Below are 25400 nucleotides of genomic sequence, written 5' to 3'. Positions count from 1 at the left end.
AAAGGGTCGCAATTTAGCGACCCTATTCACCGCGATAATTAAGACTTTCTGAGTTGAATTGAGTGTGGTAAGTGCACTGGTAATTGATATCAATAATATCGCTGACCACAAAAACCTCTCCGGTTTTCAAAAAACCACGGTTGGTAATATTCATCGCCGCAACAGAGCGTTTACAGTCGAGCAGAATGGCATCTTCTTTTGATAAGTTAATTGCTCGGTAGGTGGTCAGATAACTCTCAATTTCTAATCCCAGCGACAGCACATGTTTCTGCAGAGAGTTTTCAATAACCTCATTTGAAATATGTGAAAAAATACTGACTGGCAGAATCGTCTCTTCAATTTGTGTCACTATTCCGTGAACTAAACGTAGTCTTTTTATATGCCAGAGATAATCATTTTCGGTGATTGAAAATACTTGCATTTCATGTGGCGTAGGCAGTCGTTTATTCAGCTTGATCTTTTTGTATGAAATCTCACCGAATTTATTCTCAGTAATTGAATTATAAATAAGGGATTTGCCAATAATAGCCGTGTTAACATAATAACCCGAACCCACTTTAGATTTGATAACCCCAATGGCTTCTAATTTAGCCAGCGCTTTACGTACAGTAAAACGCGAGGTTTCATATTTTTCAGAAATTTCTCTTTCTGATAACAGTTTTACCGTAATGACACCCTGGCAAATTTTACTGATAATATCCTGAACCAGCTCTTCATATTTTTTCATGATAAATCTGCCTGTTTGCTCCTGGAAAACCATATTAATCTGAACCGTCATATTTTACGCTATAGTGGTTGATAATAGATAATGGTTTTGTGATACAGCATACGTTAGCATCTTGTTTAACAGAAACGGAGGCGGCAGATAATCGGACTGATAACCCGGAAGGGTGGCGCAGGGAGAACTGCGCCAGGACACTCAATAACTATTTTCTACCCGGCATATCAGGAATAATCAAATCCCCACGCAGAGTATAAGAACCCAGTACGTCTTTGGTTTTCTGATTGAGCCATGCCACTATTTTTGCTGCCATCGCATCCATTGAATATTCAATCGCCGGAATAGTCGGGATCCCTGGATAATGCAGAGATCCGGCAAGGCTAAATACCATAATGTCATCGGGTACAGATTTATTAAACGCTTGCAACTGGGGAATCACGTTCTGGGCTTCTTGTTCATCCGCGACTAACAGGGCATTAAAATTACGCGTTGCGCTGTTATTCAGCAACTCTTGTAATGCGACGGATGAAGAGGAAGAGTCCATAAATATCAGGTCCCGGTTAAAAGGCAGGAAGTTGTTTTCCAGCGCGCGTTTATAGCCCAGCAGTACGTCCTCGACATAACCGTTGGTTGCGGTATTGATCAAGGCTATTTTTCTTTTTCCATTTTTAATCAGATAATTACAGGCTGTTTCTGCTGCAAAGGCATGATCAAAATGGATACTGTTGGTGGCATCCATATCCATGCAGTCGACCAGAATAACGCTGTCATCAGTCAGATTGAGTGGGAAACGAGCGCCGATAATCAACACGTCATCACAGAGCCCGCAGGACAGTTCGTCCAGGGCTTGCATCACTTCTGTTTTGTTATTGGCAAAACGCAATAACAGATGTTTTTGATGCTGGCTGAGATGTTTTTCAAGCGCATACAGGTAACCGGTGGTCTGGTTGATATTTTCTTGTGCACAAATAACACCAATACAACCCGTTGACTGGCTTAACAAGGACTGGGCGATAACATTTGGCCGGTAATTGAGTTCTTCTACGGCTTTGAGTACCGCCAGACGACTGGCTTCTTTAACGCCACGTGAACCGCTCAACACCCGTGAGACTGTGGCTTTAGACACCCCAGCCAGACGTGATACATCGTTGATTGTAGACATAATTCTCTCCTGGCAGGCTATAGCCCTGGTCTTTCATTCCTCAATACGGCTCGGGCCCGCTGATAGTAACGCTTTGAGTATAGTCGTTTCCAATTATCATGGAAACCGAATTTCCGTAACTATCCAAAATAGATGTCCATCGCCTAAAGTTGCGACATTCATCAAATAAATAATTCCCATACAGAATGGACTTTGATGGCTGTCACAGATCCATTCACAGCGTATGGAAAACGGTTTCCGTATGATGTCATATTTGTTTCTCGCAATATTATTTACCTTTTAAGGATGGATGTAGATGTACAAGATTATGTTGTGTTGTTCCGCAGGCATGTCCACCAGCATGCTGGTCAGAAAAATGCGGACTGTAGCCGAAGAAAGAGCGATCCCGGTTGAGATAGAGGCTTTTGGTGTCTCAGAGTTTGATAGCCAGTTCCCGCGCTATCAGGTGGTTCTGCTCGGGCCGCAGGTGAAATATATGCTAGGTATGCTTTCAGAAAAGGCGGCTGCCCACGGTATTCCTGTCCAGGCCATTGATATGATGGATTACGGAATGCAGCGTGGCGATAACGTGCTGGACTATGCTCTGTCGCTTATTAACGCGACCCACTAAAAAGGTATTCACATGAGTTCTCTCTATCATTCGATGGTTGCTTCTATTGAGCAGACTATTACCCCGCTCGCGGGGCGTCTGGGGCAGCAAAAGTACGTTATTGCTATCCGTGATGGTTTTACTGCGGCTCTCCCTTTTATGATAATCGGCTCGTTTATGCTGGTTTTTATCTTCCCGCCATTTGCCGCTGACACGACCTGGGGATTTGCACGTGCCTGGCTGGATTTTTCTGAAACCTACCGTGAACAGCTGATGCTGCCTTTTAACCTCAGCATGGGGGTCATGACCTTCTTTATTTCTGTGGGGGTGGGGGCCAGTCTCGGGAAGCAGTTTAATCTCGACCCGGTGATGTGTGGTTTACTGGCATTTATGGCATTTTTACTGGTAGCTGCACCTTTTGCTGACGGTAAAATCTCCACCCAGTATCTCTCTGGTCAGGGGATTTTCACCGCCTTAATTACGGCGATTTATTCCACCCGCGTTTATGCAGCACTGAAACAACATAAGATTACTATTCGGTTACCGAAAGAGGTACCTACCGGAGTTGCACGGTCATTTGAAGTTCTGATCCCAGTATTGGTGATTATGGCAACGCTGCATCCGCTCAACCTGTTTATTGAATCGCAAAGTGGCATGATCATTCCGGAAGCGATTATGCACTTATTGCAACCCCTGGTTTCTGCATCAGATTCACTGCCGGCAATATTGCTCTCAGTGTTGCTATGTCAGATTTTCTGGTTCTCAGGCATTCACGGTTCACTGATTGTCACAGGTATTATGAGTCCATTCTGGATGACTAACCTTGCAGCAAATCAGGCGGCACTGGCCGCTGGAGCAAGCTTACCGCATGTTTATTTACAAGGTTTCTGGGATCACTACTTATTAATTGGTGGCGTCGGCTCGACTCTGCCGCTGGCGTTCTTGTTATTACGTAGCCGCGTGGCGCATTTACGCAGTATTGGTAAATTGGGCGTGGTTCCTAGCTTCTTCAACATCAATGAGCCCATTTTGTTTGGTGCGCCAATCATTATGAACCCGATTATGTTTATTCCCTTTATTTGCGTGCCGTTAATCAATGCCATCCTGGCTTACACCGCAACGCAATTAGGCTGGCTTGCACAAGTTGTATCCTTGACTCCATGGACCACACCTGCGCCGATAGGTGCTTCCTGGGCCGCCAACTGGGCCTTTAGTCCTGTAGTAATGTGTCTGATATGTATGGTGGTTTCCGCGCTAATTTATCTGCCATTCCTGCGCGCTTACGAGCATACATTGTTAAAAACGGCAGGAAGCCCGGTCAGCGATGCACCGCCGATTTCAGACGCCGTTCGTACTAATCCATAACGATAAGAGACTCTGTTAATGAAATATCAATTTCCAGATAATTTCTGGTGGGGCAGTGCGAGTTCCGCGCTACAAACCGAAGGTGCCAGTCTGCAAGGTGGCAAAAGCCCTACGACCTGGGATGCCTGGTACGCTAACGAACCCTTACGTTTTCACAAGCGGGTGGGTCCGGATGAGACATCGACGTTTTATCGTCACTGGCAGCAAGATATTGCCTTGCTAAAGCAACTTAACCATAACAGTTTCCGTACTTCACTGAGCTGGGCGCGATTAATTCCGAATGGTATTGGCGAGGTGAACCCTGAGGCGGTGGCTTTTTATAACAATGTCATTGATGAACTGTTAGCGCAGGATATTACGCCTTTTATTACGCTGTTCCATTTTGATATGCCGATGGCAATGCAAGAAATTGGCGGCTGGGAAAACCGCGCGGTGATTGAGGCCTGGAAACATTATGCCGAAGTGTGTTTTGAACTGTTCGGAGACCGGGTAAAGCATTGGTTTACTTTCAATGAGCCTATTGTCCCGGTGGAAGGTGGCTATCTGTATGATTTCCATTATCCCAATGTGGTGGATTTCCGGCGTGCAGCAACGGTTGCCTATCATACGGTTCTGGCGCACGCGACGGCGGTGAAAGCTTATCGTGCAGGTCAGTATGATGGGGAAATAGGGATAGTGCTTAACCTGACGCCTTCATACCCACGGTCGCAGAATCCTGCTGATGTTAAAGCGGCAGAATACGCGGATTTATTGTTTAACCGTAGCTTCCTTGACCCGGTATTACGCGGTGAGTATCCACCACAATTGATTGATTTATTACGTGATTATGACCAGGTTCCTGCATGCCAGAAAGGGGATAAGGCGCTGATTGCAGAAGGGAAAATAGACCTTCTGGGGATTAATTACTATCAGCCCCGCCGCGTGAAATGCCGTGATAGTGCGGTTAACCCGGTGTCACCTTTTATGCCTGAATGGTTATTTGACAGCTATGAAATGCCCGGCCGTAAAATGAATCCTTATCGTGGCTGGGAAATTTATGAGCCCGGTATTTACGATATTCTGACTAATTTGCGCCTTAATTATGGTAACCCTCGCTGTTTTATTTCTGAAAATGGTATGGGCGTGGAAAATGAAGATCGATTTCTCCAGGACGGAAAAATAAACGACCAGTACCGGATAGATTTTGTTTCCGATCATCTGAAATGGCTGCATAAAGGAATCAGTGAAGGCGCAAATTGCCTCGGTTATCATATGTGGACATTTATTGATAACTGGTCATGGTGTAATGGCTATAAGAATCGCTATGGATTTATTCAATTAGATTTGGCCAGCCAGAAACGAACAATAAAACAAAGTGGTATCTGGTTTGCCAGTACCGCAGCGAATAATGGTTTTGACTAACACGGGAATAAACAATGATAGATTTAGAACAGGCGGTAATGGAAATTATCGTTAACGCCGGACAATCGCGAAGCCTGTGTTTTGAAGCGCTTCAGGCTGCACGTACCGGCGATATTGCGCGAGCAAAGAGTTTACTCCTTGAGGCTGATACCTTTTCTCGTCAGGCTCATCATATGCAAACTAAGCTGATTGAGCAGGATGCAGGTGAGGCAAAACAGCCAATGACGCTTATTATGGTTCACGCTCAAGACCATTTAATGACATCTTTATTAGCCAGAGAGTTATCAGAAGAAATTATTCATCTTTATCAGCGTTAATATTACTAATACAAATAATCTTTTATTATCCACTATCAATGGAGAGATGATTACGGCTGAATCTTAACTTTAATACCCTGCATTATATATTATAAAAATTATTTTAGCCATGGAGCAATAATTCTGCTCGGCTGAACGAAATAGCTATTGTCTGAATAATAATTTAATCAATAGAGGTTGCGATGAAAATATTTAAACAGCTTCCATTAACGATGGCGGTTATCGCTGCGTTATGTCCGATATCTGTATTTGCTCAAGGAACCACACAAGTTACTATTAGCTCTGAAGAGTTAAATAAAATCGTCGCTCAGGCGGTAGAAAAAGCACTGGCTGAACGACAGGAAAAACTCGATGCGACTTTAGTGCAAACTAAAAATATCGATGTCGTTGATACCTCTTCCGTACTGCCGCCAACGCCGGATACGGCCATTCCCTATGGTTTGCAATTTAATGCCTATGCGCGATATGGGGCACAGATTCAGACCGGTGATATGAAATATGTCGGTGTGGATGGCTCATATAATGGTTCTTCCGCTATCGGCCGTCTGGGCAATGAGGGCAACGGTGGGGAATTCCAGCTTTCGAAGGCTTTCAAAGGGAATAACGGGGCGATATGGGATGTGGTGGTGATGCTCGACCACTGGGGGGATGAAGTTAACCTGAAAAAAGCCTATGCCGGGGTAACCAATCTGTTTGAATCTCAACCTGATGCATATTTATGGGCAGGGCGTGATTTCCATCAGCGGCCTCAGCAGGGTATTAACGACTACTTCTGGATGACGCATGACGGACAGGGTGCCGGGGTCAAAAATCTCGACCTGGGCGGCGTTAAGTTAGACGTGGCGGGCGTGGGCTCAGTCGAGTCCTGCAGCCCACAAGTGATTGCCGACGAGTCTAACCCGTCGCGTATTACCTGCACCGGCAGCTCAGGAACCGGCGATAACGGCCACTATGCGGTGACCTCAAAATTACACGGAATCAAGCTGGGGCCTATCGATTTTGAACTGTATACCAACTATGGTTTTGATTCTAAGGCCATTGAAAGCCAGGAAAGGCTCACTGCCTGGCAAACGGCTGTGGTCCTCGGTCATAGCGGGGAAAATATCGAGAATAAATGGGTTACCCGCTATTCGGACAAGTCAGATAACAGCATCTATTATAAAACCAGTGATTTACGCACTGTTTATACCAGCATTGAGGGAACCTACAAATTTACCCCACAAACCTCAGTCACCTATCTGGCCGCCTTCCACGACTATGACCGCAGTAATCATAAAGATGAGAACCGCCGTAACTATGGTCTGATCGTGCGTCCAATGCATTTCTGGAACGATGTCTATTCCACCTGGCTTGAAGCCGGTTATCAGCATGTGGACTACAAAACAGGCGGGGATAATAAGGGCTGGAAACTGACGCTTTCTCAGAACGTCTCTATCGATATGGGCACGGATTTCAGACCGATGTTACGCTTCTATGTCACCGGTGGCGAAGTCGATAACAAACATACCGCAGCCACCACCAATGATACGGAAAATACGCGTCTTGATGCCTTTAATATAGGGGCTATGTGGGAAGCCTGGTTCTAAGTTTCTGCTCCCGAGTAACTGCTCTGGCAGTTACTCGGTGCCAGGTCTGACGCAGTTTCCCAGATACAGCCCCGCGATGACAGCCAGAAAGCCGACGATAATACTGATAATTAAATAGCCGACGCCGATGAGTAATAACCCGGGAGATGTCATGACTTCAAACGCGCCATAGACAAAGCTACTGAATGTGGATAATCCGCCCATTATCCCGGTTGCTACCAGCGCATTCACATACTGGTTGATACGTTTACGCTGTAGTAATGCCGCGGTGATGCCCAGTAAAAACGAGGCAATGATATTGGCCGCAAAAATATCCAGAGGAAAACCGTCACTGAGCGAGGGAACACCCAGCATCAGTAATTCACGACACATTGCGCCCAGCGCGCCGCCGACAAAAATCAGAATAGCCATATTCATGCGGGCTCCTTACATTGCCAGCCAGACGCCTGCTGCCGCAGCGGCAACACCGGTCACAACAGAAAGTAATAAGTAACCCAGAGCGAGCGCCTGTTGCTTGGTCTGCACCAGTTTTGCCGCATCCAGCTGCATACTACTGAATGTGGTATATCCCCCGAGAATACCGGTTAAAATTGCGGCATGAAGAAATGAACCGAAGCGGTCATGCCAGTCAATGACGAACAGCGTACTTAAAAAACCAATAATAAAAGCGCCTGAAATATTAATAATAAAGGTGCCGAGAGGAAAATTACCCTGATAACGCTCACCGGTCATTTTCCCCACCCACCAGCGCAGAAGTGAGCCACTTCCTCCGCCGATGCCGACCCAAAACATATCTATTGCTGTCATAAGAGTGCTCTTTTTTCAGTTGGTTATGGCTGTTTTTTGTTGGTCATGATGATATTGAAGACCTGTTCCATACAAACGTTGTACAACGTTAACCTTAGTCGAAGCATTTTTTTATTCCAGAAATAGTCAGTTTCTTGTTTCGAAAACATGTTAAAGGTAGCCATTACTCAGAGGCAGGTGATAATTAAGACTGGGTTTTATTAACATTCTTATGACTATGTTTTTAATTATATCGTCGTTATCTAAATAAAATAAATCGAAGTATTTAGTAAAGTTATTTTAGTCATTAAGGCTGTCTTTTTATCTTATACTAAAAAAGTAACGGATAATTTGACAAGGAGATGTCATTGAAAAAGTTTGCATTTGTGAACAATGCTGCTGAAAGAGAATATAAAATCCTGCCTCTGGATATACAGGTTCAGTTTGGTAAAGATTTACGTCTTATTCAGTACGGACAAGATCCTCAGTTACCAATAGACTTTTTAGAGAGTGTTGGTATGGGTATTATTGAGTTAAAAATAAATGGTAGTCCTGCTTATCGATGTATTTATATCGCTAAGTATCTTGATACGGTCGTTGTTTTACATTCTTTAAAAAAACGACCAATGGTGTTGATCGTAAAGCCCAACAGATTGCTGAAAAGAGACTTAAAGATCTTATGGCTGATGTCCGTGAGGCTGAGCGCTGTAAAAAAAACTAACTCGTTGTTTCAGATTCGGTGATTGCGATCGATGCCTGATGCAAGCTTTGTATAGACATTTTAGCTCTGAAACCCAACGCGTCTAACATATCGAACATTGCATCAATAGTGAACAGTTCTATTTTGGCATTTTTCAGCTCTGATACGCGGGACTGATTGATACCGAGTTTTTCTGCAGCTTCTTTTTGTGTCCAACCTTTTTCTTTGATTAGGTTTGTAATCATGATGGATAAGTCCATTTTCATGGCCATTTTACTCGCCACTTCAGTATCAAATGTCGCATGAAATGGACTTTCATAGAATTTCAAAGCCATATCTACCTCCTTGTATATGAGAACCTCAATATCTAATATTTTAGATACCCTGTCAAGGCAACTGTACAGAATGGTTCAGTTTACTTATCACTCGTAGTCCTCTTTAGCGAGAATTAGGGGATAGCGCAGATGATTTCGCTCGTGCCCGCTATCTTTAAAATAGAGTATTATCATTGGTGTAGTTTTATGGTATTCAACAAGGGCGGTTTATGTCGCATTCCAAAAGTGAAGTCACACAAGAGAGGATCATCCGAGCTGCTACTGAGGTTATCCGTAATGAAGGGTTACAGGCCTGTACTCATCGGGCGGTAGCGACAGAAGCGGGGGTTTCACTGGGAACCACCACCTACCAGTTTCGCTCTATAGATGACTTACTTATGGCGGTGATGGAGCTGGCGGTTGAAGAGTTTCGCGTCAGCACTCAAAATTGGTTGCAGCAAAACACAACGGGAACGACTGAGGAGATCCTGACGCGTTTTGTACTGTGGACGTTAAGTGAGCGTTCGCGTCTGAATACCGAATATGAGCTGTATGTTGCCGCAGTCTCTCGCCCACTTTTACGGCCGAGTGCCATGCGCTGGTTACATGTCCATGAAGCGTTGCTGGTTGAATATTTACAGTTAACCCCTGATAAAGCGCGCGCAGCCGTCTCATTTATTGATGCCTGGCTGGTGCGTGGTATTCTGGATGAGCCGGAAACATTGCTGGCAGAAGATTTGATCCGCGCGGTATTTCACGCCATCGTACATAGCCCGCAAGCTGAATAAGCGGCCTGCGGGCGTGTTTTCTATCAGAACGTATAGTTCAGTGAAACCCAGTAATTACGTCCGGGCATCACATAGCCGGTGGTAGACGCCAGCGTCTGGAAGTAATCTCCCGCATAAACACTACTGCGGCCTGACTGATAAAGGTCAACTTTCGAGAAATCTTTATCCAGCAGATTATTAATCGTGCCGTTAACGGTTAACTGCGGTGTAACACGGTATGCGCCGCCCATATTCACTACCGTCCAGGCTTTGAGGTAGGCGCCACGATTGTCATAGACGATTTTTTCTACTGGGCTAAGATTATCGGGATTAGTCGTATAGCGTGGCGTTTTACCATGATATTCCGCCGCAACCCATGACGTGAAGGCGTCATTTATCTGCCACGATAGTTTCGCATTGGCGACATGACGGGCAGTATTTGTCAGAGGTGCGCCCGGGTTGTCTCCGCCACGTTGTTTACTGTGAGTCCAGGTGTAATTCACATTCATGGTGAGTTCAGGGATAACCACCGGGAATGAACTCGCAAACTCAATCCCCTGGTTTATCGCTTTCCCCACATTCTGATATGATTTGGTTGAGTCGTTCAGCTGAACAGTTTCAATAGCATTACGGAAATTACTGATAAAACCGGTAATATTTGCTTTTACCTGACTGTCATTCTCATAATATAACCCGGTTTCGTAGTTAATGCTGGTTTCTGGTTTCAGATTAGGATTACCAATGGTGGTCTCTAATCCGTTACCGCCTACACCGCTCACGCCGCTGTGTAACTGAGAGAGGGAGGGTGTTTTATAGCCCGTACTGACACCACCTTTTATCGTCCAGTCATCCAAAGCGTTCCAGACTAAATAAGCACGAGGACTGATATGTCCGCCGAAGCTGTCGTGTTTTTCATACCGCGCTCCCCAGGTCAGGGAAAGAGGCTCAAGGAGCTGCCAGTCATCTTCGGTAAACAGGGACCAGGTTTTTTGTTTGAAGGTTTCCCCGTTGTCTGCCAGTACGATGCCGTCTTTCAGGCGAGAATCCCAGTATTCACCCCCTAGTGTCAGCAAATGGCTATCGCCAAGGGGAGCAATCAGGCTGGTATTAAAAATAGTATTGGTATTTTTTAACTCACGGGCCTGGCCTGCGAGAGCACTATTTGCCTCAGAGAGTACACGGGGGGTTAACAGACGGCCTTTGTTTTCTGTCACGGTATAAGAGAGATTAGAACTCCAGCGACCAAAGGATAAGTCAGTATCATGACCCGCGACGACTTTATTACGCTTAAAACGTAATTCGGGATCATAGCCACCGCCACTGATACCGACAGGGCCTAGCTGGCCCTCGCGATTGTCGTATTTTTGCTGTGAGGTTTCACCGTCAATCCACAGCGTATTACTATCGCTGGTGTGATAGTTCAGACGCCCACCAACAGAGTAGTTATCACTTTTGGTTGGGTAGGGGACGCGCGTATTGGCGCCACTGTCACTCAGGCTGGTGACGCTTGAACCCTGGCGGTGTTCAAAATTGCCGCGTAACACGGCATCCAGTGTATCTGGAATAAGCGCGCCGCTGGTATAAATACCGATAGTAGAAGTATCACCCCATTTATTATGTTCTTGCACGGAGTGTGAGAGGTTAATACCACCGTGCCATTCCTGAGTATTTTTCTTGGTGATAATGTTGATAACACCACCCATGGCGTCGGATCCATAGAGCGTAGACATTGGGCCACGAATCACCTCAATATGATCAATCGCTGACAGTGGCGGCATCATGGCGGTATTCAGGGTATCAAAACCATTCGGTGTGGTATCTGAGCTGGCGCTCTGGCGTATGCCATCAATCAGAATAAGCGTATAGCTGCTGGGCATACCACGAATAGAGATATCCAGCCCACCGGTTTTCCCGGTACCACCACGCACATCAACCCCTTCCACACCGCTAAGGGCTTCACCCAGGTCGCTATAGTTTTTTCTCGTGAGCTCATCCTGACCAATCACAGAAATAGAAGCGGGTGCATTGGTTAATTTTTGCTCGTAGCCACTCGCTGTCACCACCATCGTCTCGTTTTGAGCAAGTGCTGGCATAGATACCGAGAAGAGGATTGCGAGAGTGAGTTTATTTTTTTTCATACTGAGTCCATTAATAAATAAAAAAGACGCGCCAGTATCGGAGACAATAATAACCCCTACTGATAACGATAATGGCAATGAGAGTAATTGGCATTTCAATTAATAAATAAAAAACGGTTAATCATGAGTTCTGATAAACAGCTAAAAGGGGATCAATACAAAATCACAGAGCGTACTGGCTGCCATTGATGACAGCCGGCATTTATTGTTTTGTTTTTACTTTTAAGACAAAAATCACCGCAATAATGCTGCAGGCCAGCATCACCAGAGGTAAACTCTCCAGCCCGAAAACTAATTTGCTATAGATAAGCCCGATAATAGACGACAGGAAATACTGAACTGAACCCATGATGGATGAGGCGATGCCTGCCTGCTGTTGGGCATGTTGCATGGTAAGCGCGGTCAGGTTGCCAAAAACCAGGCCGAGAGAACCTATCGCAAGGGCAATGAGCAGGGCATAGGCTATCAGTGAGGCTGTACCGCTCAAGACAAGAAGCAACAAGCTGGCGGCGGCGAGCCCGTGAACCATAATACCCGCCACTGTAAGTGTTTTTTCGCTATATCCGCGTGTTAACAGACTATTGCTGAGAAAACCTCCGCAAATTAACATCACTGAGTTCAGAGCAAACAGATAGCTGAAGGTGGCCGGGCTCAGGGAAAAATCATGGGTGAAAATAAATGCTGAGGCACTGATATAGGTGAAAAGTGAGCCGAGAATAAAACTGCCCGCCAGCGTGTATGCCATAAAATCCCGGTGTGCCAGCATATTCGCGTAGCTCCGTAATACCGATCTCCCGTCCAGTCGGACACGACGTTCCACCGGGAGCGTTTCCGGTAAACCAGACAGACACCAGAGCAGGGCAATAACACCGAATAGCGCTAATAGCCAAAAAATGGCGTGCCAGCTTGCCGTCTGTAGTACCAGACCGCCAATCAGGGGTGCGAGGATCGGCGCGACCATCATCACCTGCATCAGAATGGAGTAAATTTTTGCCGATTCGGAGACGGTGCAGACATCACTGACAATGGCACGAGGCGTCACCAGACCGGCAGCCGCCCCGAGAGCCTGAATAAAGCGTGCAGCGGTAAGCATTTCCGGTGAGTCAGAAAGCGCCGCCAGAGCGGAACCGAGAATAAAAAGTAGCATCCCGGCAATTAAGGGCATGCGTCTGCCATAACTGTCGAGTAAAGGGCCATACAAGGCCTGGCCAATGGCCAGCCCGGCGAGAAATACGACTAAGGTTTGCTGGATACGTCCGGCATCTACCTGCAAGGATCCCGCAATAGCGGGCATGGCCGGGAGATACATATCTATTGCGACTGCATCCAAGGCAGTAAGCAGCGCTAACAGAATCAGCAGGGCAGTAGAAATACGGATTGTACTCATGTTTTCGGTCAAAGACATGCTGCTTAACCCAACTATTTATGTGGTAATTGAGTGAGTTACCCAAGTGTCGAAGGCCATAAGTATATTATTTTCGTACTTTTGTACAATATTTTAGCGGGGAATTTTTTCTTCGTTGATGAACCGTTTAAACTATAACGATAATCGTTCAACATTCATTTTTTGTCATATCCGGGCACCAGGCTGGCGTCTTTATTCTTTCTTTAAACGTGCTTGATACAAAGGTAAGCGCTCCATCAGGGACGTCTGGATGAGTCAGTTTATCCAGACGCCCCTGTGGGGGATGCTCAATTAATCAGCTAACTGGCGTTTCAAAAAAAGTTGAATACAGAGCAACAGCGCTAAGCTACCGGACAGAATCAGTAGATGCTCAATACGGAAATGGTCGGCCAGAGGGCCAAACAGTGCCATACCTAACGGGAGTGAACAGCAGCTGGCAACCTGTACCAGACTGAAAATACGTCCGTGCATTTCTGGCTCAACTTTCTCTTGTAGTAGCGCGGTGACGGGGGCGTTGAAGCATGGCATGGTGATGCCAATCATAAAGTTAAACAGCAGATAAACGGTAAATATCGGTGCACAGCCGAGTGCAATCATCAGCAAGCCATAGGCCGCACCTGCCAGCAGTGTGGTGAGTATGCGTCGTTCAAATCCCCCCCATGCAGCAATGAGTAAACCGCCTGCGATAGCTCCGCCGCTGAATGACATCTCATTTACTGCCAGTCGCCACGCTTCCGGACCAAATGAGCGGCTTACCATTAACGGCGTCATAAAGGCCGCAGGACTGATGAGGATCATCATTACAATCAGGAACAAAATCAGATGGCTAACAAATGGGTTATTACGTAAATAGCGAAAACCCTCTCCTATTGCGCTGATACTGGATTTGCCGTGAAGATTTTCATTTGAGAGTCTGGCGAGCTTCAGCACTGACATGATAGCTAAACCAATGGCGGCGGTTATCACATCGATAAAGAAGATTTTTTCGATTGAGGTTATGGCATATAGCGCGCCGCTGACGGCAGGAGAAAACAGCATAATCAGTGAGTTAATCGTGCTGTTAATGCCATTAACCTTCAGTAAATACGCTTTGGGGACTATCTGCCCAATAATGGCATTCACGGTTGGTGTTTGGATCCCTGTTCCAAAGGAACGCACTACTAATACGGCAAACAGCAGCCACAGCGGGTTGTAGCCGAGCATAAATGAAACGGCTAACAGCAGGGTAACGAGGGCAATAACCGCGTCGGAAATCATGCTGACATATTTGCGGTTATAGCGGTCTACCCACACGCCAGCAAACAGCGAAATCAGCAGCTGAGGTAAAAAGCCGCACAGAGTGGAAAGGGTGATCATCAGCCCGGAAGAGGTGGTCAGTGTGATATACCAAATGATGGCATATTGTACGATAGACGAACCAAACAACGAGGTGGTTTGGGCGGAAAAGAAAAGGATAACGTCCTTTTTCCAGCGAGAGTGCTGCGTCATGTTTCGATACTCATGGGTCATTCAATAATCCGTCATCGATGCTTAAAACATCAATAGTGATGGATAAACCGCTGTGGATAACCCATAAACGCTGACTATCAGGTAGCACAAAACGGACGCTGTATACGTCAAAGAATTGGCTATCTGATGAAGTGTTTAAGAAGCGAATCGCTTCTGATTAGGCTCCGAACAACGCTTCATCTTTCGATTGCGCGGAGCTGCGTCTGGTGACAGATTTCTTGAAATAGGTGCAAACCATGAAGCTGTCTCTTCGGAAGAAGGGAGATAACGTTCTTTGTATTGGCGCTAATTATATGGATGAGCCAGCTATTGAGCAACTCATCGGTTTAGTGGATACAACCTCAGCTTGAACGGTTAAGTTTTTCATTGAATGTTAGCCTGTTCATATACTATCTTCTAACCACTAGTACAAGGCATGGCAATGTGTGTTAATGGACGACAGACATCTGGCGTAAAAGTAAGTCGTATTCATTCTTATACTCAGGTTTTAATCTCTTTATGGAATCGAACCCGCACGCACCGTTGAGTAGTTTTATTGATATCATGCTGGATGCCGTTTTTGCAGTCGATGCGAATGCCAATATCGTTTATGTGAGTGCGTCATGCGAACGTATTTTCGGTTATACGCCACAAGAAATGACTGGCAAAAATATGTTTGACCTGATGTTGCCTGAAGACAGAGAACTCACCAGACACTCGGTCGTGGCGGTAATGTCAGGCAATCCTCAGTTTAATTTTGAGAACCGCTACGTTCATAAAAATGGGCAAATAGTCAATATCATGTGGTCAGCATGCTGGTCAGCCGCCCAGCAACTGCGTATTGGTGTTGCCCGTGATATCACGGAGCGCAAACGCTCTGAATCGTTACAGTCTGCGTTTTATTCTATTTCTGAAGCGGTACACACGACCGAAGATTTACTAAAATTATTCCAGCGTATTCATGAGATAGTCGGCACGCTGCTTCCCGTCGACAATTTTTCCGTCACGCTTTACGACGATGAAACCGGGCAACTGAGTTTTCCCTATCATGTGGATGAGTTTATGGCGACGCCTGACTCTTTCACGCTGATCCCCGGCACCTTTTACTCTGAGGTGATTGAGACGGGGCAGCCTCTGCTGTATACCTCAGAAACGATGACTGCCCGTCAGGAAGATCTGCACATTTCCTATGGTATGCCGCCATTGTGCTGGCTGGGCGTGCCGCTCAAATCTCATAGAGGTATCATTGGCGTACTGGTTGTTAAAAGCTATCCGGGCGGTGTGTGCTACAGCGAGCAAGATAGAGAGTTACTGCAGTTTGTCTCGACGCAAATTGCCACAGCCGTTGAGCGTCAGCAATTACAGGCCCGGCTGCAGCATATGGCGCAGTACGATCAGCTCACCGACCTGCCGAACCGGGGCTTGTTGTATGACAGGCTGAAAGTTGCGCTTTCCACCGCAAGACGAAACCAGGCTCATCTGTCCCTGTTGTACATCGATCTTGATAAATTTAAGCAGGTTAACGATACGCTGGGTCATGGTATTGGCGATCTACTGCTGCAGGAAACTGCTATGCGCCTGAGGCTATGTGTACGTGAATCCGATACCGTTGCGCGTGTCGGAGGCGATGAATTTGTGATTTTACTGCAGGGGATAATGGTACCTGAACATGCTGCTATGGTAGCTGAAAAGATAGCTAATACTTTCAATTCGCCTTTTAGCCTTAAAGGCCACAGTTTGAACATTGCCCCCAGTATCGGAATCGCGCTCTATCCACAGCATGGTATCGATGAGCGTCAGTTACTTGAGTATGCCGACAAGGCCATGTATTTAGCCAAAAATGAACGGAGAACTTAATTCGTTGATAAAGCGGTAGAATGAATATTTATAGCGGTTGTATCTTTGACTATCCGCTGGCATTATTCCGCTCTGTGATTCACAGATTTTCAGTCACAACATATTGATTTAAATGACTCGGGGTGCCCTTCCTAGTGAAGGCTGAGAAATATCCGTACCACCTGATCTGGATAATGCCAGCGTAGTCCTGGCGATTATTCCAGAGATAAATCAAAGGCTTGCCGATTTTTTTATCCTCATTTTGTTATGTTGTCACTCGCTGAGACAAACAAAATGGCACACACTTCTATCAATCACACCATCATCCGTAACGGAATCTACTACGTCAGCTTCCGTCTGCCTGATAATAAATACTTTCGTAAATCTCTTGAGACCGACAGCCACGCTCAGGCGCAATTACTTATGTCTTTTGCTCTACCTGTCATTCCGTTGGTTCAGCGGGGAGTTATCAGGCCGGATCAGTTTGGTAAGCGTCTTTCTTATTTTGGTGACAGCTTAAAGCAGCAGAATGCACATTGGCTGGCACAACAATTTTTTATTGGTGAGTGCAATGGGACGCCACCAAGCGTAATACAGGAATACCGAGAGGGTGTCGTACCTGCGGTTGTTCATGAATCCCAGAAACAAGCCGAACCCAAGGAAGTGCTAACTCTGGCTGACGCATGGGGTATGTATAAACAAGAAAAGAGTCGCAACTGGGCTAAGGCCATTACCCAAGCCAATGAGCGATTTATGGAGGTGTTGCTTGTCGTCTTAGGCGCATCAACTGATGTCATGACCATTACTAAGCAGGACATTAAGCAGGTGATGGAAGTCATCGAGAATCTGCCCAAGCGTGTTGTTCAGCCATATCGCTCAATGACTATTCAGCAACTAATTGAATGTGATGACGTACCAGCCAATGACTTAGTGGGAGCTGAGGCCATCCATAAGCATCTTAAAATCTACAAGTCGTTATTCAAAACCTTCCTTACTGACAATAAAAGCATTTTAGATAAGTCACCAACTGACGGTGTTGTTGCTGCACCATCGAAAACGAGATTTGGTGCTTACAACAAAACGGAGATGAAAAAATTTGTTGGATGGGCGCTTGAGCAACCTGATGGTTGGCAGAAGTGGGTCATCTTGCTGTTGGCATACACTGGAGCCAGAAGGGGGGAGATAGCAAAGCTCGAGAAGTCACAGATCAGGTATGACGATGACAGTCAGAGACACTATCTTCTGATTGCGGAAGATGGGCAAGGGAAAACCGAAAATGCTACGCGGCAGGTTGCCATACATCCCAAGTTGATAGAGTGGGGGTTTCTTGATTTTGTTAATCGGCAGTGGAAGGAGAAAATTTTCTCGCCAGTGTCGGGCAAGAACATGCCGAAGATCGGAAAAGTTTTGGCTGATGTCCGTGACCAGCTTGGCATTCCGTATTTGGATGATTATGGGCAGCGGCGGTTGGTACATAGTTTTAGACACACAATGATTTCGACCTGCTTAGCTGGCTGGGTTAGTAATTTGCAGCACTTGCAGCAGGTGGTGGGACATGAAAAGAGCGGTACAGGGATTACCCGTCGCTATTTGCATACGTTCCCACTATCCGCAGTTACTTATGTTGTTGACGGCCTATGCTGGAAATAGATTTTACATATTACAACGTTAATTTGCCGTAATATTATTCATAGTTTCGCTTGATGCTGATTAAAAATTAGCCCCGAAGAATTGGGGCGTAATAGGGGAGTTTTTGGTTATATTACTTGAATCTATTTTTTATCGTACGGAGCTGCATCATTTCATCGTGGCCTCGTTTGGTTAAACTCCAAAATAAGTCATATCTTCCTGCTGTTGTCTTAAGACTTTCAACCTTGATTAGTCCATATGCTTGTAATTGGATTGATATCGTCTTTAAATCTTGAGATATAATCTTAGGTGTACTTCCGCTTTGGTTTTCTTTTTCTTTAGCTACATCACCTATATTTCTTGATACAATAGATTCATTAAGATGTTGTGTGAGATAGGGAGATATGATAGTAAAAATCTCTTTCCATGACATCCTAGCATCCCATGTTGAGCTCCTTTCACGAGCATTCTGTATATATGTAGTTTGGCATTTGAAATTGAAGATACTCTCGAAATCAGCAAGGTTAAGATCTTCTACTTTTGTATGCTGTGTCTTTAACTGATTGAGTTCTAACTTAATACTTTCATTTTCTTTTTGTAATTGAATTAGTGCTCTTAAATCGGATTCTTTTGTGGTTTGATTTGCTCGAACCCAGCCTGTAGCGGGATAAGTTTTAATAGTTTTGCTCATACTTAATGCAACTAATCCCGGAAGATCGCTAGCAGTTGCCCATGATTTTCGTAATCTTCCTGTAGAAGCCTTTTCGATGAAAGATGTTAATTTTTCCCTGAGTTTAGAGTCCTTTTCCGATTTTGCTAAAGGAAGATTGTCAGGATTCTCGTGTACTAAAACAACGACACGTAAACCTTTTGAGACAGCGTAATCGAATTCCTTTTCGGTGTAACTTAATCCATCCTCTGCGACAGAACCATAACGACCACCAATGATCAGCAAGTAATAATCACAGTCGTCAATTACTTTTTTTATGAATTCCCATTGACCTTCATCGATTGCCGGAAACAATTCCATTCCAGCTGGGATGCAATCCATTTCCATCAGCGTCTGTATAACGTGTTTCCGTTCTTCTTCCAAATCGGTAAAAGTTGAGCTTACGAATACTTGGTAACGCTTATCCATTTCTATTCCTTAAAATAGGAAGGGGCAGGAAGCCCCTTCATTCAACTTTAACCAGCGTGGCGGTAGGATTCACGCACACCATCACGATACCCGTCAGCATATGCAGCTTGAGGACTTTTATGGCGAACGGTTCCCGCTTGGCTATCAGGTAGAGCAGCCAAATCTACCCAAATTTGATCTGTGCGAGTTAAGCCAGCGCGGTAACCTTGGTTATAAGCACATCCACAGCATTTATGACGACCTTCGCCACCTTGATCATGAGGTAAGCTAATGAAAATACTGTCATATCTATGGGACTGTTTACAAATAGTCATGTATTGCTCCTTAATGAGCGTTCATTTTAAGGTTTACATGATCCTCTTTGCCTGGCACAATCAAGCCGTGAAAAATGAAGGCAAGGCAGAGATTCATATGAGTCTGCAAACTCGTATTAGTCATGCTTTTTAATAAGCCGGGTTCTCGAAAGCGAATCCGGTTTTTTTACGTCTATAATTTCAACGTAGGCACTACATGTAGTTTTTATGAAAGCACAAATCCCTACATGTCGAGTATTCTAGTAAGGAATCCGTTTAGAACAAGTATTGATTTTGGCGAAAAAATCATGTCGTGGAATGTGAGTTCCTGTAAGTCCACGCCACATAAGGCCTTGAAGCGTTGTCAATGAGATGAAAAAAAATGATAAATTTGTTTTGGTGCTGATTTCTTAAACTCAACGAAGAAGTTTTTTAGTCCATTACACGGATAAAAATAGAAAAAGAGGTCCAACAACGTAACCCCAGTCAGTTTCTTTTTTCATTCATCTTGATGAGCTAATCATGTCGTTGCTTCAATTCCGTTAGATGCTCGCCACAAAATTTTAATGGTATGGGATTGGAAAGAAGCTAATGAGGCATAGGCACTGTGTTTAAAATCTAGAAAACTACTCTGCATCCTCCGTTTTGAACGTTTTGGTATACGGGCATTTCTTCGACTTCTTCACATGAGTGAAGGTGTAGATGCTGTTGCTGTACACACACAAGGTTTGCCCATTAGCGGTGGTAGATTGCTCTGGGGCATTCATCGTTATTCTTCCTGCCATAGCATTGAAGGACACTAGTAGTCCTAGCAATAAAGCCCGTCTGTAGCCTCTCATTCTTCTTCTCCTCGTTGAAATTCCCCCCAAGAATATCCTGAGCATATGATTTATTTACCCCTATATTGATCGATAAAATCGATCAATTATGTGCATTTGATCGGTAAAGCCACTGAAAATGAGCGCGACTTTTCTTCTGAAAATTGAGTAAGGAACAGATTTTGAAAAAGATACTTCTGGTAGTGGTGGGGTTGATGGTGGGAAATGCATATGCAAATACTGGCTCACCTGAATTGAAGGCGGCAGCTAAAGCAGTAATTGAATCAGCAGATTACAAGTGTGACGTAGTAACTGGGGTTTTCCCTGCTCACTTTAGTAACTCATTTAAAGTGTTCTGCGACGACACCTATCAGTACATCATTAAAGATCGTGGCGGTCGCTGGATTGTTGAAGTGAATGATTAAGGACGAACATGGCGATGAAAACGTGCAGGGAATGCGGACATAATGTTTCCAGTAGCGCAAAGCAATGTCCCTCATGTGGAGTCAGTGATCCTTATATATCACCGTATAAAAGGCTATTTTATTTAGCAATTTTTGGTGGGATTGTATGGATGTCATACTCTAAGGTTTATTTATCTGATACCAGCGAAGCATCAACAAGTGCGGAGTTTACTTCCCCTGCCACGCCTAAAGTAAAACGGGCTGCTCCAGTAAATAAGGCTTCTGCTGACACTAAGCCTTTTACGGCTTAACAAATCTGTAGGGCAACAATAGCCGGATTGTTTGGGCGCGAAGTCAATACGATGAAAGCAGTGAAGACTGATATTGCTGGCGTGTACACTGTTTCGTATCGTCGCCCAGCGGACAATCAACTGTTTTCCTTTGACTGCAAACTCTCTAATGATTACGTGATTTGGCGAGAATCAGGGCAATCCTCAAATCGCTGGAGTGGGACGGGTGATGTCCCATTCAACGTTGCATTCACGGTTGATGATTCCGGTCTTAAAATCAGTGAGCTTCATGCTGACTATAATGACATGTCATATCAGTATACGCTTAAGAGCTTCAAGTAAGATCCCTCAGAGGCAGTTTTTTCTGCCTCTTTGCCCCCGATCCGACAAATAGCCGAAAGCGTTCAAAGCCCTACGCCATGCAATCAAACGATATTGATTTGTCTATCCTCGTTGAAGATAAAGGTAGGTATGCATACGTGACATTATCATCCTTGAGTAGATTACTTGGCTAACGGAACTAGGGGATATCTCCCGAATACTTTTACCCGCCAAGTTTAAAAATTTCTATCTCAACGTGGATAATAATTGTCACTGTAAGCAAAAAGTATCCTGTAACCACTCGATGAATTAAAGCTCAGTGTACTTCTTTGCTGAGCCAAAGCAGGCTTCTACTGGATATTTTTTATTATTCAGTTCAAGTTTTCTATAAGCAGCATCAATGACATCTATACCTAATTTTCCTGAAAGTTGAAGCAGGTATAAGAAAACATCAGCCACTTCTTGCTCGGCCTGCATTGACTGTTTAAGATTGAGATTCTTGCTTTCTTCCTCTGTTAGCCATTGGAATATTTCATTTAATTCGGCGGCTTCAACTGACAGTGCTATTGAAAGGTTTTTGGGGGAATGGAATTTATCCCAATTTCTGACCTTGGCAAAGTCAGCTAATTTTTCCTGCAGATCCTCAAGACTTTTGCTTTTCATAAATCCCCTTGAGGTCATCAAGCGTTAGCCATGGGCGTTTTCTATGGATCATTCGATGACAGTTTGCACAAACAATCGCAAGATCAGAAAGTTTAGTTTCTTCATTTTTATCCCTAAAACTTAAAGGATTGATATGATGGCACTCAGCAAAACCTAAACCTAATTCACCGTACACATTACTGAAATCCATTGAACAAACTTCACATTCCAGCTTACCGGTTTTTTTAATTACCTGATCTTTTTTCTGTTTAACAATTTTTGCGTTTCTTTCTCGGGACTGATGCAACCTCGTGATCACTCTACCTTCATGCCCTGAGATCTCAGAAGATAACTCTTCGCCAGATTGTTCATCCACGGCGTAGGGAATATCCATCAGTTGATCTATCGAATCGGCTAGAGTAATAGAACCCTGTGTGCAGGCAGAATAACGTACAGCTTCAACGAATGCTTCATTGAAGAATTCTGTACCAAAATAGATATTCTCACCATAATCCTGCACAATTTCAAAATTGAATCGGTATGGATAATCATCATCAGGCCAGACAATTTCAGTGGAAGTATAGAAATCCTTTGTAACTCTTCCGATAATGAGTTTCTTCACTAACCCACGGAAATTATGCAGTTGCTCTTTCCCTACGCGAGAGAAACCAGGAGGTGGTGCACCTTCCGCTTTTAGCCAAGAAATTGAGTAAACAAAGGCGACTAGATCACCTTTTTTAATATTAAGAACAGTCCCCTTCTTCGCTTCCTTTACACCCCAAACGCCTTGTTCCATGCCAATGGGAAAATTAATTTTCGAGTGTGGTTTATCAGATATGTACACTGCCCAAATCATGTTGCTGCCTTATAATAATATGGTGTATTCACATAATATTATTATAAGACTAAACAATATGCTGGTAATAATTCTCTATGATGTTCACCGGATGTCCCCTCTCCAGTAACAAAGATATCAGTCCCCTTATCTTAGTCATAGCTAGCATAGAAATATCCCCGCATACCACCAGCACGGTATTATAATTCATGGGTACTACTATCAAGCAATCCCCCTCAAAAATCACACTCGGCAAAAAGAAAACACTAGCGTAATGTTAGGACTGCCATCGAGATTTTAGAGTTTAATCACTTTACGTCCAAAGGCTCGCTCTTAAGAAAAATCGCACATGTGATTTTTTATTGCGTTATGTTTCTATATGCGTCCGAATTGATACAATTGGTTAGTAAAAAGCAGTACTCAACGATATTTGGAAGCTAGGGATAACTTGCTACTCATATCGAATGCGGAACGTTTGATTATTCAGTTATGTTCATGAGGGATTAACGACAGATGGATAAAGATTGGATTCTTCAACAAAAAGAGACTCGACGTACGTTTTCCAAATCAACTTGGATACCTTTGCGGCAATCATCAAATAATGAGCAAAGAAATGTCAAGGATATCGGCTACACCAGTGAGTTTTTTGGATGTGGCTCAGTCGCATTCCCACCAGAGAATCGAGAAGTAGCCGAAGACTTAAGCTGGGGGGAAATCGGGATTAGCACAACGATAGCTCCTTACGCATACGAGGATGGGTCTTATTCTGCGATTGATGAGTATCAATATGATGATAAAGATCCGATTGGTATTCACTTAGTTTTGGAACTGCCTCTGCCAGTGGTTGGAAGAAGGCAGTGGATACTCAATCCTGACCTTGTTGCAGCACTCCGCCTCATTAAAGAGGGAGAACAATGGGTCAGACCGGAAGAAAATTTTGTAGTTGTCGCTCGTGAAGTTCTCGATAAAGATGGTGAACAAAATTCAATCGAAATTAAAAGAGAATTTTTGCTCGATTACTTAGCAGCTAGGAATCTATCGTTACGACTTTCTTACTACCGTCAAAGAGTAGAAAATATAGCTTCTCTTAAAACTAGCCAATATGCAAATTTGGAAAGCCACCAAGAGCAGCGTGATGGTGGAAGATATGAGTTACGGATTGACGAAATCAATGACGTGTTTGGTGGTAGCTGGGCTACGTTCCGAGCATGGAGAACTGATGTCGACGAAGATGAAGATGCACCCGTGATGGGACCTGAAACTAACGAAAATACCGATTATGAAAAATCTCAAGGCCGAGAAGGAAGTTATAAAGGTGTTCGAATCGAGGGCGAGTTCTGGCGAGATGAGTGGATTGAACATCATGAGATTAGCACTCGCGTAAGAGGAGATTCTGATAAAAACCTTCCAGCCTTCATCGTTGAAACAGATGGAACTCGTTTGGCATCAGTCGAACTAAATAATGAAGATGTTGGGAGATGGTTGTGGTTTCGCTCCAGCATAATCAACGAACTTCTTAATCTTCGAGGCTTTTCACTTCAATGGTATTCAGCAGCAACTGGAGGGATCGTCTCCACTTCTGGCTATTCAACTCATTTCGGCATAAATCCTTCCGATTTAATAACTATCTATGCTTATGATGTAGCTCGCCTTCCAGCGTGGGAGCAGCACATATGGGCAGCTCATAATGTTGTTCCTGATGGGAAGGTTTCAAGCGAGCTTTTGGATGCTCAGATGAAAGCTAACCCTGCATCTACCTATGCGGTGGAAGTGCTATTTTTCAAAGTCATAGATTTGCTTGAAAGTGGTTTTAGAGAAGTTTTCAACGTTCCGCTTTTCACACATGAAATCGATTGTAATGAGGCTATGAGGCACATTTCCCGCTTCGCAAGCAAAGATCAAGCGTCCCTTTTAAGGTTAGCAAAAGAACTCGTACGTATTTTTTCTGATCGGTTAGATGTTCGCGAGCTTCGCAAACTTTCGACACACGCCAATAAGGATAAACTGGGGTCAAATAAACTTCTTGAAGACGTATTGGCTCAAAAAGTTGGACACGAGAAAGCTCGAAAAGTATTTGCTCCCATAGCAGGGGCGTACGATATGCGAGTAGGAGATGCTCATCCTACTAGCTCGAAAATAGGGGAAGCCTTGGAGCTTGCGGGTATTGACTCCAGTAATTCATTCCTGAGGCAAGGTGAACAGCTAATATCCAATTTTGGTCAATCAATTTGGTGGATTGGGAAATTATTGTTTGAAAAGACTGAACCCAGTAAAACATAGACTCTTGAGTGTAAAATAGTGCTATGTTGGATGACTTTTTCCTATCTACCAGTTTATATGAAATCAATCATTAACAAAGTCGGCTAAAAATTTATAGCCGACTTTCCGTTAACCGTTACATATAATTAGGTGTTGTGAATATAGCGGTAAGCAGTACTGGCAACGACCTTAGAGT

The 25400-nt window shown here is 44.4% G+C and carries 24 protein-coding genes; 12 read left to right on the top strand and 12 right to left on the bottom strand.

From position 1 onward, the window contains the following. Window positions 1-22: 22 nt before the first annotated feature. Together M2387_RS05610 and M2387_RS05605 are read right to left on the bottom strand one after the other, a co-directional pair. The gene (locus M2387_RS05610; RefSeq protein ID WP_259047721.1) at window positions 23-727 is read right to left on the bottom strand and encodes a GntR family transcriptional regulator; all 705 of its coding nucleotides are present in this window, start codon (window positions 725-727) and stop codon (window positions 23-25) included. 199 nt (window positions 728-926) lie between these two features. Further along, on the bottom strand, window positions 927-1883 hold the full coding sequence (locus M2387_RS05605; RefSeq protein ID WP_259047720.1) for a LacI family DNA-binding transcriptional regulator: 957 nt from the start codon (window positions 1881-1883) through the stop codon (window positions 927-929). Between the two features lie 295 nt (window positions 1884-2178). Between M2387_RS05605 and M2387_RS05600 the strand changes: the two genes are divergently transcribed. The 5 genes from M2387_RS05600 (at window position 2179) to M2387_RS05580 (ending at window position 7141) form a co-directional block, all read left to right on the top strand. Then, window positions 2179-2493, top strand: a complete 315-nt coding sequence (locus tag M2387_RS05600; RefSeq protein ID WP_259047718.1) for a PTS sugar transporter subunit IIB — start codon at window positions 2179-2181, stop codon at window positions 2491-2493. A gap of 12 nt (window positions 2494-2505) precedes the next feature. Continuing rightward, the gene (locus M2387_RS05595; RefSeq protein ID WP_259047716.1) at window positions 2506-3837 is read left to right on the top strand and encodes a PTS sugar transporter subunit IIC; all 1332 of its coding nucleotides are present in this window, start codon (window positions 2506-2508) and stop codon (window positions 3835-3837) included. An 18-nt stretch (window positions 3838-3855) separates the two neighbouring features. After that, entirely contained in the window at window positions 3856-5238 is a 1383-nt protein-coding gene (locus tag M2387_RS05590; RefSeq protein WP_259047714.1) for a glycoside hydrolase family 1 protein, read from the top strand. Between the two features lie 14 nt (window positions 5239-5252). Beyond that, the gene (locus tag M2387_RS05585; RefSeq protein WP_259047712.1) at window positions 5253-5555 is read left to right on the top strand and encodes a PTS lactose/cellobiose transporter subunit IIA; all 303 of its coding nucleotides are present in this window, start codon (window positions 5253-5255) and stop codon (window positions 5553-5555) included. Window positions 5556-5737: 182 nt separating this feature from the next. Then, entirely contained in the window at window positions 5738-7141 is a 1404-nt protein-coding gene (locus M2387_RS05580) for a carbohydrate porin (RefSeq protein ID WP_259047711.1), read from the top strand. Between the two features lie 30 nt (window positions 7142-7171). Here the strand turns inward: M2387_RS05580 and M2387_RS05575 are convergent, their stop codons facing one another. Both M2387_RS05575 and crcB read right to left on the bottom strand, forming a co-directional pair. Next, window positions 7172-7558: a CrcB family protein gene (locus M2387_RS05575; protein ID WP_259047710.1), complete on the bottom strand. Its 387-nt coding sequence runs from the start codon at window positions 7556-7558 to the stop codon at window positions 7172-7174. Between the two features lie 9 nt (window positions 7559-7567). Then, window positions 7568-7948 carry a fluoride efflux transporter CrcB gene (gene crcB, locus M2387_RS05570; RefSeq protein WP_259047709.1) on the bottom strand — a complete coding sequence of 127 codons (381 nt, stop codon included), beginning with the start codon at window positions 7946-7948 and terminating at the stop codon, window positions 7568-7570. 347 nt (window positions 7949-8295) lie between these two features. On the opposite strand from crcB, the gene M2387_RS05565 reads away from it, so the two are divergent. Further along, entirely contained in the window at window positions 8296-8670 is a 375-nt protein-coding gene (locus M2387_RS05565; RefSeq protein WP_259047707.1) for a type II toxin-antitoxin system RelE/ParE family toxin, read from the top strand. Here the strand turns inward: M2387_RS05565 and M2387_RS05560 are convergent. Beyond that, window positions 8645-8962 carry a helix-turn-helix domain-containing protein gene (locus M2387_RS05560; RefSeq protein WP_259047705.1) on the bottom strand — a complete coding sequence of 106 codons (318 nt, stop codon included), beginning with the start codon at window positions 8960-8962 and terminating at the stop codon, window positions 8645-8647. The two genes, M2387_RS05565 and M2387_RS05560, sit on opposite strands and share 26 nt — an antisense overlap. Window positions 8963-9171: 209 nt before the next feature. Between M2387_RS05560 and M2387_RS05555 the strand changes: the two genes are divergently transcribed. Beyond that, window positions 9172-9729, top strand: coding sequence for a TetR/AcrR family transcriptional regulator (locus tag M2387_RS05555; RefSeq protein WP_259047703.1), 558 nt, complete (start codon window positions 9172-9174; stop codon window positions 9727-9729). 23 nt (window positions 9730-9752) lie between these two features. Here the strand turns inward: M2387_RS05555 and M2387_RS05550 are convergent, their stop codons facing one another. The 3 genes from M2387_RS05550 to M2387_RS05540 all read right to left on the bottom strand — a co-directional run bounded on the left by M2387_RS05550 (window position 9753) and on the right by M2387_RS05540 (window position 14739). Beyond that, window positions 9753-11846, bottom strand: a complete 2094-nt coding sequence (locus tag M2387_RS05550) for a TonB-dependent receptor (RefSeq protein WP_409039425.1) — start codon at window positions 11844-11846, stop codon at window positions 9753-9755. A gap of 202 nt (window positions 11847-12048) precedes the next feature. Beyond that, window positions 12049-13233: a multidrug effflux MFS transporter gene (locus M2387_RS05545; protein ID WP_259047701.1), complete on the bottom strand. Its 1185-nt coding sequence runs from the start codon at window positions 13231-13233 to the stop codon at window positions 12049-12051. 309 nt (window positions 13234-13542) lie between these two features. Continuing rightward, entirely contained in the window at window positions 13543-14739 is a 1197-nt protein-coding gene (locus M2387_RS05540) for an MFS transporter (RefSeq protein ID WP_259047699.1), read from the bottom strand. A gap of 519 nt (window positions 14740-15258) precedes the next feature. On the opposite strand from M2387_RS05540, the gene M2387_RS05535 reads away from it, so the two are divergent. Together M2387_RS05535 and M2387_RS05530 are read left to right on the top strand one after the other, a co-directional pair. Continuing rightward, on the top strand, window positions 15259-16596 hold the full coding sequence (locus M2387_RS05535) for a sensor domain-containing protein (RefSeq protein WP_259047697.1): 1338 nt from the start codon (window positions 15259-15261) through the stop codon (window positions 16594-16596). Window positions 16597-16869: 273 nt separating this feature from the next. Then, on the top strand, window positions 16870-18225 hold the full coding sequence (locus M2387_RS05530) for a tyrosine-type recombinase/integrase (protein ID WP_259047696.1): 1356 nt from the start codon (window positions 16870-16872) through the stop codon (window positions 18223-18225). Window positions 18226-18337: 112 nt separating this feature from the next. Here the strand turns inward: M2387_RS05530 and M2387_RS05525 are convergent, their stop codons facing one another. Together M2387_RS05525 and M2387_RS05520 are read right to left on the bottom strand one after the other, a co-directional pair. Then, the gene (locus M2387_RS05525) at window positions 18338-19342 is read right to left on the bottom strand and encodes a DUF4062 domain-containing protein (protein ID WP_259047694.1); all 1005 of its coding nucleotides are present in this window, start codon (window positions 19340-19342) and stop codon (window positions 18338-18340) included. A 47-nt stretch (window positions 19343-19389) separates the two neighbouring features. Beyond that, entirely contained in the window at window positions 19390-19656 is a 267-nt protein-coding gene (locus M2387_RS05520; protein ID WP_259047693.1) for a hypothetical protein, read from the bottom strand. Between the two features lie 979 nt (window positions 19657-20635). Between M2387_RS05520 and M2387_RS05510 the strand changes: the two genes are divergently transcribed. Next, on the top strand, window positions 20636-20878 hold the full coding sequence (locus tag M2387_RS05510; RefSeq protein ID WP_259047689.1) for a hypothetical protein: 243 nt from the start codon (window positions 20636-20638) through the stop codon (window positions 20876-20878). Between the two features lie 341 nt (window positions 20879-21219). Further along, entirely contained in the window at window positions 21220-21489 is a 270-nt protein-coding gene (locus M2387_RS05505; RefSeq protein WP_259047687.1) for a hypothetical protein, read from the top strand. Window positions 21490-21777: 288 nt separating this feature from the next. On the opposite strand, the gene M2387_RS05500 is transcribed toward M2387_RS05505, so the two are convergent. Together M2387_RS05500 and M2387_RS05495 are read right to left on the bottom strand one after the other, a co-directional pair. Continuing rightward, window positions 21778-22131, bottom strand: coding sequence for a nucleotide pyrophosphohydrolase (locus tag M2387_RS05500; RefSeq protein WP_259047685.1), 354 nt, complete (start codon window positions 22129-22131; stop codon window positions 21778-21780). Continuing rightward, window positions 22112-22966 carry an HNH endonuclease gene (locus tag M2387_RS05495; RefSeq protein WP_259047683.1) on the bottom strand — a complete coding sequence of 285 codons (855 nt, stop codon included), beginning with the start codon at window positions 22964-22966 and terminating at the stop codon, window positions 22112-22114. Before M2387_RS05495 ends, M2387_RS05500 begins: the two co-directional genes overlap by 20 nt. Window positions 22967-23458: 492 nt before the next feature. Between M2387_RS05495 and M2387_RS05490 the strand changes: the two genes are divergently transcribed. Beyond that, window positions 23459-25225, top strand: a complete 1767-nt coding sequence (locus M2387_RS05490; RefSeq protein WP_259047681.1) for a hypothetical protein — start codon at window positions 23459-23461, stop codon at window positions 25223-25225. The last annotated feature ends 175 nt before the right edge of the window (window positions 25226-25400 follow it).

Source organism: Klebsiella sp. BIGb0407, from assembly GCF_024807845.1.
Taxonomy (GTDB): Bacteria; Pseudomonadota; Gammaproteobacteria; order Enterobacterales; family Enterobacteriaceae; genus JGM124.
This window is presented reverse-complemented; position numbering and strand designations above follow the sequence as displayed.